Genomic DNA, 10,772 nt, shown 5'->3' with positions numbered 1-10,772 from the left:
TAGTTCTTGTTCTGTTTCTTTGATGACGATCGCTGTTTTCCCTGCCATCTTACTTCTGCCTTTATACTTTTTTCTCTAGTTTAGTCTATCTGTTATCCTACGCCTTTAAATTGGTATGAGAAACAGGCTAAATTGTTTAGTAAAACAAAAGGCGGCGGGTCAATGTGGCGATTACAGCCGTAGCGCAGAGAATTAAAATTTGCCCAGGAATGGCTTGGACTGAATATTGGAAGAAAAAGGTTTGAAGTTTTTGCCAGTTGGGAACGGTCACACAAACAAGATAAACAATCCCCACCAGATGAATTGCCAACAAACCACCTAAACCACTGATCGCCATTCTGCCAAGGCTATTGGGGCGCAAAAATGCCAGAAAACCGCAGAGCCATGCCCCAGGAATAAAACCTAATAGGTAGCCAAAGGTCGGCGATCGCAAATACCCCAAGCCACCCCCTTGATAAAATACGCCAAAACCACTCAATCCCAAAAGAATATAAGCGATTTGGGAGAGAATTGCTGCATTTCTACCACCTAGACAACCTGTGAGCAGCACTGCCCCAATTTGCATGGTGACGCTAACCTGCTGCACGATAACGCTATCTCCTTGCCCAGACCAAGAAGGAATCAGCATGGAGGGCTGGATAAATGTGCTAGCAATGGTGAGCAGCAGCCCTGTCACTGCCCACATGATTTGTAAGGAGATAGGCACAAGTGTTTGTAGAATTCAGCAACATTGAGTTTTGCAGCAACATAAAATCATACAGGATTTTTGCTGGCAGCGTTTAGCTTTCGATCGGCGATCGCGCAGTGGGGCATTAACCTTCCCACTGTAACCTTACCACTGTAAAAAGCCCGCCTCTTGCCCTTGTTCGCGTTTGAGTTTGGCATCTTTTTCTACCCACGCAATAATCTGGCTGACGGTTAACGTCTCCATCGATACGCCATAATCCTTGGCAATCGGAATCAGAACTTGCATCGCGGAAATGGTCATGCGCGTTAAAAACTTTTCATCACTCGATAGTGCTGCACCTGTGACTTCGTCGTTGCGATCGTCGGCAAAGTCCAGTTCTTCCTCTTCTTTCGCCCAATTCAGAAAAGCTGCATCTTTCCCCTTTTCTCGTCGAATCTGCGAATCTTGCTCGATCCATTGCACAATTTGACTTGGTTGTAAGGCTTCACCAGGGATGCCGTAGGCTTGGGCAATATGTGTCAATACCCGCAATGAGGAGATTGCGATGCGAGTCATGAACTTTTCCATCGTGGATAACATCGCGCCATCGATCGCGTATGCCTCCTCCATCGTCAAGAACTTCATGGAGTCTTGTTGTTGACCGGTCATCTATTCTCCCTATATCTCAAGATTAATTCTACCGAACGCTTCTTCACAAACAGTAGTAGGGGCAATTCATGAATTGCCCCTACTGGAGGGATCGAACCTCAAAAGGAAGCAACAAGATCCCAAAATTCACACCACCTAATTATTCGGATTTGCCTCTGGCATCATGCACTTGTCAGAGTCACAACCCGCAGGCCCAGCCTCTACTAAGAAACCTGAGTCATAGCGATCGAGGCTCTTTTGGAAGTCGGTGGTTTGACGACGTTGCTTGACGCCTTGCATGGTCTCATCGTAAAACGCTTTGTCGATGGGCTCAAATGGCAGGCGGGGAAAGGTTTGTAGGTCATCAAATCTAGCTAGTAGTGCTGCCGAGATATAGCCCTCATCATCGCGAATCGCTTCATAAATCCGCGTACCTAGGGACTCGATTTCATGTTCGCGCAGTTCCACCGTAGCGGAGGTGTTGTGCTTTGTATAGTACTTCTGCACTTGCATGTAGAAGTCCATCTGGGTGAAGGCATCAAATTTACTGATGTCAACGCGATCGGCTCCTTCAAGGTCAGCCCAAGACACCGCTACGGGAATTTCCACCAGCCACTCCGAACATCTCGGATCGAAGGGATCGTTCAATAGATTGCCATTCTCATCTTTATCCGATTGCGAAGGAATCACGCTATACCCATAGTCAATGCAAGCCAGTGCTACGGGGTCATTCTTACGGAACGTGATGCGACGTAAAAAACGCTGGGCTTTGGGAGGATGCCATCCAGGGGATGCACCTGTGAGTAAGGATTTCGTGCCGCTAGGTTGCACGGTCGTACAACGGTTGGGACGTTTGATCTGGTGGCGATCGCAATAATCCCAGACAACACGATGGACGATTTCACTCCAACGCGTCAAATAGGCTTGTTCCTTTGCTTTAAATTCCAAGCCCTTAATTGTATCGGGTCTGCCTTCTGTCCACCAATTTAGCCATTCCACGCCAAACGCATGCACGAAGAAATCGAATAACCCCGTGAAGGAAACTCCTACAATCGGATCGAGCAGGCGCGACTCTTGGTAGCGCGGTTCGTTAAATTGGTGATTGAGCAAGACTGCTACCGACAAAGCCGCTGCTGTAAAGGCATCTTCTTGTTCGCGATCGTCCAAAGGATTGAGTCGATTTAAGTGAACTTCCGATAGATTGCAATGGAAGTCTGCTCCTAAAATTTCACCACATGGATTGAGACCGTAACGCTGTAGCCTATGCTCAGCCTCGCGATCGCTCATTTCTGGCTTTTGAGATTTCAGCCATTCCTTCGCCACATCTCTTCCCTGTTCGTAAACCTTAAGGAATTCTTTTTTTAGCTCTAGGTTTGTGAGAATGTCGGCACTAGAGCGCGCGATCGCTTCGCCTGCCCACTGAATTGCCCCTTCACCTGAGTAATATTGTTTGCGAACAGCTTCTATGCATTCCTCTAAGGTCGGTTTGCGATGGAAAACACGGGTGTGATTTGCCATTCTCAAAGCATCGCGTTCGGGATCGATGCGCCAATTTCCTTCGGCATCCTGCTGCCAGAGGTTCTCTTTGGCAGTGGCGAACTGGGCATCATTGCTATCCCCTTGCCTCATGCCGGCCGATCGGCGAATGTTACCAGCAACGATACAGACTGCGGCTTCGTCGATCAGAATGCAGCACTCGACGGAGGTGAGTTTGCGACCCAAGGCTTTATTTAAAAGCGAAGCACATCGGGCATAGAGACTGGGCAATTTGACAGGATTGGCAACACCACCAAAACCTCGTAGCGGTTCGCCACTAGGACGCACATCGCTAATATCGACAATAATCTCAACAGCACCTGTGAAGCGCTCGTCGGTAGAGAGTTCTAGCAGGGTCTGATAGGACTTGACCCATCCTTGGCGGCTGTCGCCTACGTGAATGGTGACTTGGTTATTCGCGACATCGTACTTAACTTCGGTGCGATCGCGTCTTGCATCCGCAGGAGTTGCACCGATTTCACCCACGACCTTAACGTTGAGGCGATTGCGAATGGCGGGTAGTTGCTCGGTATATTTTGGCTCTAGCATCGCGCCCGTACCGCAGCCCATCATAGCTAAGTCCATCATCAGACCAAAGGCTTGCCAGTCTACAACATTGGTACTGGTGCAGTTGTAACCACCTGAGAAATTTTCCGATCGCTCGATCCAGTCCGTGCCTCCGACCCACAGCCAGCGCCCAGAGGTCATGGCTTTTACTTGCCGCTGCATGCGATCGATCAGTTCGGCTTCTGCATCAGTGAGACTGCCAAGCTGCTTTAACCCACTCAGGGTGCGATTGCACACTTCAGCCCAACTTTCACGCCGCCCGCTTTGCTTGCGGCTATAGGTTCTATAAAACACAGGGTAGGCAGCAGGAGCACTGTCTGGAAATAGGCTCACCTGCTTTGCCCGTTCAAGTTCACGCACCATAGTCAAGTCTTACCAGTTTAGGTTTAGTAGATGACTATACACCTAAAATCAAAAAAAATACTAGATATAGTGTTACAAGTCTTGAAAAAATATTGTTAACACTACCAGTAGATTTAGTTTTTTCTAGGAGCCACACTAGGTTATGGGTTTTATGATGCCTGAGAAGCGATCGCGAAAATGTAATATGCCTGAAAGAGTCAAAGCATTAGTATAGTGTGAGCAATCTTATAAATATGATTGGAATCAGGAAATGATTCTGCTAGGCGAGTAACCAATCGTAGAGAGAGATTACGATCGAATAGAAGCTTCATGCTTGAACCAATAGAGTTTGGTGTTTGCGGTCAGCAGCATAACTTAAGACGGTCTCGGAGAGAGCGTCATAGGTAGTGCGGTAGGTTGCATCTAGCCTCAATAATGTGCCATTTTTTGAAAATGCTATAAAGCCTCAAGCCCAACTGTTTGGAGCTTTTTGTGGTCTACGCTGCCATTCAATTTCGCCAAATATTGCTTCCCCCAGAGATTCTTCGATTATGGTTGCAACATTACGCCAGTTGATATCATCTCGCTTTAAAATCCACTTGATATCTTCCAAAGCCTCTTCTTGTTCGGCCTCATACCTTGTTAAAGCTAGGGGTACTCTGGTTCGATTCGGAGAATCTAAAATTAGTCTAATTGCCTCGTTAATAGTCTCAACAACTTGCTTGCCATGCACTTCCCTAGCGCGTAGACGTAGCTGTCGATAACCGCGCTCTGTTGTGGCATACATAGGCGGCAAACGGTTGAGCACATAGGCAACAACTTCACCAAGGTCAATAGTTTCTCCTATAGTAGGATTAAGCTTTTGCACTTGATGAAATGCTAGCGATAGCACGAGTTTTTCGAGCACGTTACTGAAACTATAGGAAGCAGATAGCATATAGGTAGCAAAATCTTTTGCCTCTGGAGATCTTTCTTTATCTGGATTAGCCATTTTTACCCCAGTTTGTCTGCCCTTCCAGTTGATCTCGTCAACTCTACTGCGTCGAATATAGTCCTGTACGTCAATCGTACTGCGCTTGGCATCGTTCAAGTAAGTATAGCTAACTGCACTTTTTAGCTTTACAGTCATCAAAGCATTTTCTAAAGCTTCAGGAACATCTTTCCACGTCAGTGTAGATATGCCCAAGATATCCTGTACTTGTGACAAGGATCTAGCTTGATTTTCTAGCTCTTTGGCAGGCAAGGGTGTAGAGTCGCGCAAGGCATCTGGCTTAACGGTAACCAAAGCTCTACGTACAGCAGACTCTATTTGCTGTTTCAACTCGTTGAGTGCTCGTTTGCGTTGTTGTAACCAGCCAACTTTAGTGGTGGCATACATAGGTGGCAAGCGATTTAGAGCATGCGCAACTACTTCACTTGGATCGATTTTTTGAACCCTCTCAGGCGATAGCCGTGCTATCTGCGCTTTGGTTTCTTCAATGACTAATTCTTCAATTGCATTCCTACAGCTGTGCATAGCCCGTACCAAAACCTGTGTAGTTTAGTCAACTAAATCTAAAGACTTACGTTCACTTTTAAGTGATGAATTATAGCATTAGGTATTGAGAACTCACATAAATTTTATGTCAAGGCTTAAATCCCCAATGCTATTTTTGGAATGCCTCGATATCGTGCGATATACGACTTTTATTTGCCACGATCAAACGATTGCAACCTGTTGGACTGCACCTAACCCTGCTGCCATTTCTTCGGGCGTGATTTTGCCATCATGGTTAATATCTAAGGCATCGAAAACCGCATCCGTTCCAGCCCATTCTTCGCGGGTGATAAAGCCATCTCCATCTAGATCGTATACATGAAAAATATCCTCGGCAGCATGGTTGAGCGTTTCTTCTCCCTCGATATGGGCAAGACGATTTTTTAACAACTCCTCCAGTACTACCAAAGCTTTAGAAAAGCCCTTAATTCCTTCGTCGAGCTTTTCTGATGCCATCCGATCTGCTGCATGCATTTGCTCGAAGGTAGTTTTGTCCATGGAGATGCGTTCGATATCAGATTGAGATGCGATCGCTGGATCTAGCTTCCGAGGTAATTCCGCGACCGTAGATTGCAACTCAGCCAGTAAAGCTGGAGAAATAGTGAGCAAATCGCAGCCAGCTAACTCGACAATTTCGCCGATATTACGGAAACTGGCTCCCATAATTTCGGTTTTATAGCCAAACTTCTTGTAGTAGTTATAGATTTGGCTGACAGAGAGAACCCCTGGGTCTTCGGTAGGAGCATAAACCTTGCCTGTTTCTTTTTTATACCAGTCGAGAATGCGACCCACAAAAGGAGAGATCAGTTTTACGCTTGCTTCAGCACAGGCGATCGCTTGGTGGAGTCCAAAAAGTAAGGTTAAGTTACAATGGATGCCCTCTTTTTCAAGCACTTCGGCAGCGCGAATGCCTTCCCAAGTGGAGGCGATTTTAATCAAGATGCGATCGCGAGAAACTCCCGCTGCTTCATACTGAGAGATTAAGTAGCGACCCTTGGCAATCGTAGCTTCCGTGTCATAGGAAAGTCTGGCATCAACTTCAGTAGATACGCGTCCAGGGATAATTTTTAAAATACGAAGTCCAAAAGAAATTGCGAGGCGATCGAAAGCAAGCGAAATAACCTCTTCAGGTTTAACAGACTTTCCTAATTCTGTTCTTGCTTGCTGTAAGGTCAAATCGACAATTTCCTGATATTGAGGCATCTGCGCCGCAGCCGTAATCAAGGAGGGGTTTGTCGTAGCATCTTGGGGAGTAAATGTTTCAATTGCTTTAATATCACCTGTATCAGCCACAACGGTTGTCATGGTTCGTAGTTGTTCGAGTAAATTTTTAGCCATGAGATTTAGCTCCTTTGTGATTGCTTTAAAGATTATAGAGAATGATTTAGAGCGATAGAATATATGCCCTTTCTTGACAGAAAAAAGTCTAAGCAGGAGTAAGCTGCCTAATTTTACTTGCTAAAGAATTGATTAAAGAGGTGAAGGGCTTCACATACTTATCCACTCCTTCAATTTGAAGTTCTAACATAATCTGTTCGATATCGATTCCGATTGCAGTTACATTCGCAATCACTTGCTTTGCAACTTCTAAATCTATTTCAATTCTATCTTCAATATCGCAGCGATCGAGGCAAGCAAAAATCGTCTCAGGAGGCATCGTATTTACCGTATTTGCCCCCACCAGATTATCGACATACATGACATCGCTATAATCGGGATTTTTATTACTGGTACTTGCCCACAATAAGCGTTGCTCTGTTGCACCTTTAGCTTTAAGCGCTTGCCAGCGATCGCTAGTCAAAATTTCTTTGTATTTTTGGTAGGCAAGCTTGGCATTGGCGATCGCCACTTTGCCTTTAAAGGATGCTAAGTTCTTTCTTTCGGCATCACTGATCGCTCCCTTAATACGAGCATCCAAGCGATCGTCAATTTTGCTGTCAATGCGACTCAAAAAGAAACTGGCAACCGAAGCAATATTGATACTTTCACCTTTGGCTGCGCGAGTTTCTAGTCCTCGGATATAAGCCCATGCAGTTTTCTCATAATCGGCAATGGAAAATAATAGGGTGACATTCACAGGGATACCTTCACTAACTACCCGCTCTACAGCCCTAAATCCTGCATCTGTACCAGGGATCTCGATCATGATATTGGGACGATTGAGTACAGACCAAAAACGCATTGCTTCGGCAATCGTTCCTTCTGTATCGTTTGCTAAGTAGGGTGAGACTTCTATGGAGACGTAACCATCTTTCCCTGCCGAACTATCAAAAACTCCTCTCAAGATATCGGCAGCGTTCTGAATATCTTCAAATACAAGGGATTCATAAATCTCAAGCACAGATTTACGGGCTTTGATTCCAGCTTCGATCGCGCGATCGTAAATCGCATTGCCTGCGATCGCATTCTCAAAAATTGCAGGATTAGACGTAATACCACGAATTCCCTGAGTCATTACCATATCCGCCAGTTGTCCTGACTGAATAATGTTACGGCTGAGGTTGTCCATCCAAACACTCTGCCCATATTTATGTAGTTCAATTAAGTGATTGGTTGTCATAATCGCTTACTTTCGTCCAATGTCGCACATTTGACACAATCATAAGTCGAGCTACTCATAAACAGATTAAGTTTTACAGTAATTACAGATCGTCAAAGCATTTAGCCTAGATATTGCTTTATTGGCTCCAACGCCGCTTAGCAATCCAAATTGCCCTTCTTTACACAGCTTTTTTTAGAATATTGCAAGATCTCATACCAATTTTTCTTGAATTTGCGACAGATCGGATTTTGTGTTCCGCGCAGAGCGCGGTCTTTTCAAAAAATGATGCAACGCATCTTTTTGAAAATGGTATCAGATAGAGAAATTTGGCAGCTCACGAAATATTCATCGAAGTCAGTTGTAACGGAATTTCGCTGTGCTTGTCTAACTGGGTTAAAAATTTTCGATTGATATCCCCATCAAGCAGTAGTGTCTTGAGACGCAAATTCAAGGGTTTAGCTGAAAAGGGGCATTGAAGGCTGGACTCATCCCATGCGGATGAACTATTGCGTAATTAGAGCATCAGGGATGGCTTTAAACCCTGCTTTGGTGAGAGCCTCGACTGTAGAAATATCGTCTTTAACCCAAAACTGATTACCAAATCGTACTAGCTTGGAATAGTACTCTACTGATGCGATCACGGGGACTTTTCCAGTTTGAGTTTCACTCTGGCGATCGCTATTCCTATAGCCATTTTGTTTGACAGGCTGTTGCACATTTTGCGCCCCCACCTGTTCGCTCAACACTTGGCGCAACCGATTTAAAGCTTGAATATCCATTGCCTGTTCGTGGCTTAGTTCTACCCGCACCATTCGCACGGCTTCGATCGCTTGAATATCCTCAATAATCAACTGCGCCCGTTCGTCTTTGCGATCGACTTTGCCCCACACCATCAAACGGCGATCGAGCTGAACGTGCGATCGTACCTTGGCATAAACTTTCGGGAAAATTACGGCTTCGGCACTGCCCGTGAGATCTTCTAGTTGCACGATCGCCATGGGATCGCCTTTTTTCGTAATAATTTCTTTGATTTCCAGAATTAAGGCGATCGCTGTAACCGTGCGATTCTCTGCACTCTCTTGCAGATCGCCTAAATTGATCGGAGCCATCAGTTTGGCAGACTTACTTACCCCTTTGAGTGGGTGATCGGACAGGTAAAACCCTAAAAGTTCTTTTTCTAAACGCAACTTTTCTTGCGGCGGAAAATCCTCGACCATTGGCCCATGGGGTTCTCGCTCGAAACCAGAGTCTGCACTGCTACTCCCCAATAGATCGAATAAACTACCTTGACCAGAGGCTCGATCCTTGGCATTTCGAGAAGCCCACTCTAACGTAACTTCTAGATCGCTAATCAATTGGTGGCGGTTGGGCTGAATCGTATCCAACGCACCCGTTTGAATCAGTGCTTCTAAGGCTTTTTTATTGAGAGCGCGGGAGTCAATGCGGCTACAGAGGTCAGATAGGGATTTAAATGCCCCACCTTTATCTCGGGCGGCAAGAACGACTTCGATCGCGCCAGTACCTAAATTTTTAATTGCAGCTAAGCCAAATAAAATCTGCCGATCGCGGGGGGTAAAATCCACACCCGAACTATTCACATCTGGGGGCAAAACCTCAATCCCCATGCTATGGCAGCTTGCAATATATCTTTGAACTTTATCTTGGTCGCCACTGACCGATGACAGCAAGGCTGCCATGTACTCGACAGGATAGTTGGCCTTAAGATAGGCAGTCTGATAAGTTACATAGCCGTAGGCAACGCTATGAGATTTGTTAAAGCAGTTTGAAGCAACACAACCATTGTTAAGAATAAAGTTGTGATCTTGTTTTAGCCCAATGTCAAAGACAGCTTGGCTTCCTAGAGGCTTACGACTGACAATCTTTACCACATTACCTACCAGCCAAGCGAATGATTATCAAGAAAAAACAAACTAGCCTTTAGCTAAAAGCCAAATGCTAATTATCAATTATAATCAATTGCGAAACCTGGAAGATCGATCTCACAAAATCTATAAAGCCGAGTCTATGGCTTAAACTCTATGGCTCAAAGCCTTCTAGCTCAGGCACTTCAGCAACAAGATGTACGCCTTGAATATAGAGCGATCGCCCATATTTGCCAACATTTTCTAAACGCAATTTTCCACCTTGCTTTTTGGCTTGGACTGCCATGTCAATGGCGGCACCTACGCCTCGGCTGACGATTTTAGTAACACCTTCAAAGTCAAGCACAATGGCAGTAAGATTTCGCTCTAAATAGGGCTGAACTGCTTGCCTAAAATAGGGAACAGTAGTTACGCTCAGAGCGCCATTCAGCTTAAGAATGACTTGCTCTCCATCAATGTGCTCCGATATTTTTAGTTCATCTTGTAAAAAAGAGGAATGAGTCATGATTGTGGTGTCAGAGAATGTGCGTCAGGACTAGTTAAAAATTTACTCATACGAATGACGGTTCCTTGGTCTGAGGATTCAATCTCAACCTTGTCAACCAGTGCTTTGATCATATGTAAGCCAAAGCCACCGTTTTCGACCCCTATCTCAGTCATGAGGTCAAAATCTGGGGTAGGAACGCCATCTGGATTAAAGCCGGGACCGCGATCGCGAACCTCCAAAACTAGGCTATTGTATGTAGCAAAGACCGCAATCTCTACATCCATTTCAGAGGTACTGTAAAGAATGGCATTCACGCAGGCCTCAGTCAGAGCTTGAACAATGTCTTGGACATTATTCGGCTCAAACCCCATTTTAGTAGCTAGTACCTCAATTGCTGCTATGGGAATATCTTCAATCCCTTCTACTGGAGGGATCGATATTCGCAGCTTCAGTGACTTGTCGCTCATGCGGAGTCTTAGTTAGCTTTGCCAAGAGTAATATAACATAGGTTCTCTTGCGGATTAGGCGTACCTAACCTAAGAGTAGCCATGCTACATACAAAG

General features: G+C 45.3%; 10 protein-coding genes. All 10 read right to left on the bottom strand.

Features of this window, described 5'->3' with window-relative positions:
* Positions 1 to 136: 136 nt before the first annotated feature.
* The 10 genes from ACP2WE_RS22510 to ACP2WE_RS22465 all read right to left on the bottom strand — a co-directional run bounded on the left by ACP2WE_RS22510 (position 137) and on the right by ACP2WE_RS22465 (position 10,676).
* The gene (locus ACP2WE_RS22510; RefSeq protein ID WP_330483945.1) at positions 137 to 706 is read right to left on the bottom strand and encodes a biotin transporter BioY; all 570 of its coding nucleotides are present in this window, start codon (positions 704 to 706) and stop codon (positions 137 to 139) included.
* A 126-nt stretch (positions 707 to 832) separates the two neighbouring features.
* Complete coding sequence (locus tag ACP2WE_RS22505) at positions 833 to 1,336, bottom strand: NDH complex assembly factor CRR9 (RefSeq protein WP_425217765.1); 504 nt, start codon at positions 1,334 to 1,336, stop codon at positions 833 to 835.
* Between the two features lie 135 nt (positions 1,337 to 1,471).
* Positions 1,472 to 3,781: a ribonucleoside-triphosphate reductase, adenosylcobalamin-dependent gene (nrdJ, locus tag ACP2WE_RS22500; protein WP_425217764.1), complete on the bottom strand. Its 2,310-nt coding sequence runs from the start codon at positions 3,779 to 3,781 to the stop codon at positions 1,472 to 1,474.
* A 197-nt stretch (positions 3,782 to 3,978) separates the two neighbouring features.
* Positions 3,979 to 4,092 carry a DUF5615 family PIN-like protein gene (locus ACP2WE_RS22495; RefSeq protein WP_425217763.1) on the bottom strand — a complete coding sequence of 38 codons (114 nt, stop codon included), beginning with the start codon at positions 4,090 to 4,092 and terminating at the stop codon, positions 3,979 to 3,981.
* Positions 4,093 to 4,226: 134 nt separating this feature from the next.
* Positions 4,227 to 5,276, bottom strand: a complete 1,050-nt coding sequence (locus ACP2WE_RS22490; RefSeq protein WP_425217762.1) for a late competence development ComFB family protein — start codon at positions 5,274 to 5,276, stop codon at positions 4,227 to 4,229.
* Positions 5,277 to 5,459: 183 nt separating this feature from the next.
* Positions 5,460 to 6,635: a transaldolase gene (locus tag ACP2WE_RS22485; RefSeq protein WP_425217761.1), complete on the bottom strand. Its 1,176-nt coding sequence runs from the start codon at positions 6,633 to 6,635 to the stop codon at positions 5,460 to 5,462.
* 88 nt (positions 6,636 to 6,723) lie between these two features.
* Positions 6,724 to 7,857 carry a transaldolase gene (gene tal / locus ACP2WE_RS22480; RefSeq protein ID WP_425217760.1) on the bottom strand — a complete coding sequence of 378 codons (1,134 nt, stop codon included), beginning with the start codon at positions 7,855 to 7,857 and terminating at the stop codon, positions 6,724 to 6,726.
* Between the two features lie 485 nt (positions 7,858 to 8,342).
* On the bottom strand, positions 8,343 to 9,728 hold the full coding sequence (locus tag ACP2WE_RS22475; protein WP_425217759.1) for a helix-hairpin-helix domain-containing protein: 1,386 nt from the start codon (positions 9,726 to 9,728) through the stop codon (positions 8,343 to 8,345).
* Positions 9,729 to 9,876: 148 nt separating this feature from the next.
* The gene (locus ACP2WE_RS22470) at positions 9,877 to 10,227 is read right to left on the bottom strand and encodes an STAS domain-containing protein (protein WP_330483611.1); all 351 of its coding nucleotides are present in this window, start codon (positions 10,225 to 10,227) and stop codon (positions 9,877 to 9,879) included.
* Complete coding sequence (locus ACP2WE_RS22465; protein WP_425217758.1) at positions 10,224 to 10,676, bottom strand: ATP-binding protein; 453 nt, start codon at positions 10,674 to 10,676, stop codon at positions 10,224 to 10,226. Before ACP2WE_RS22465 ends, ACP2WE_RS22470 begins: the two co-directional genes overlap by 4 nt.
* Between the last annotated feature and the right edge of the window lie 96 nt (positions 10,677 to 10,772).

Origin of the sequence: Tumidithrix helvetica PCC 7403 (assembly GCF_965232925.1) — a bacterium.
Lineage (GTDB): Bacteria > Cyanobacteriota > Cyanobacteriia > Pseudanabaenales > Pseudanabaenaceae > Tumidithrix > Tumidithrix helvetica.
This window is presented reverse-complemented; position numbering and strand designations above follow the sequence as displayed.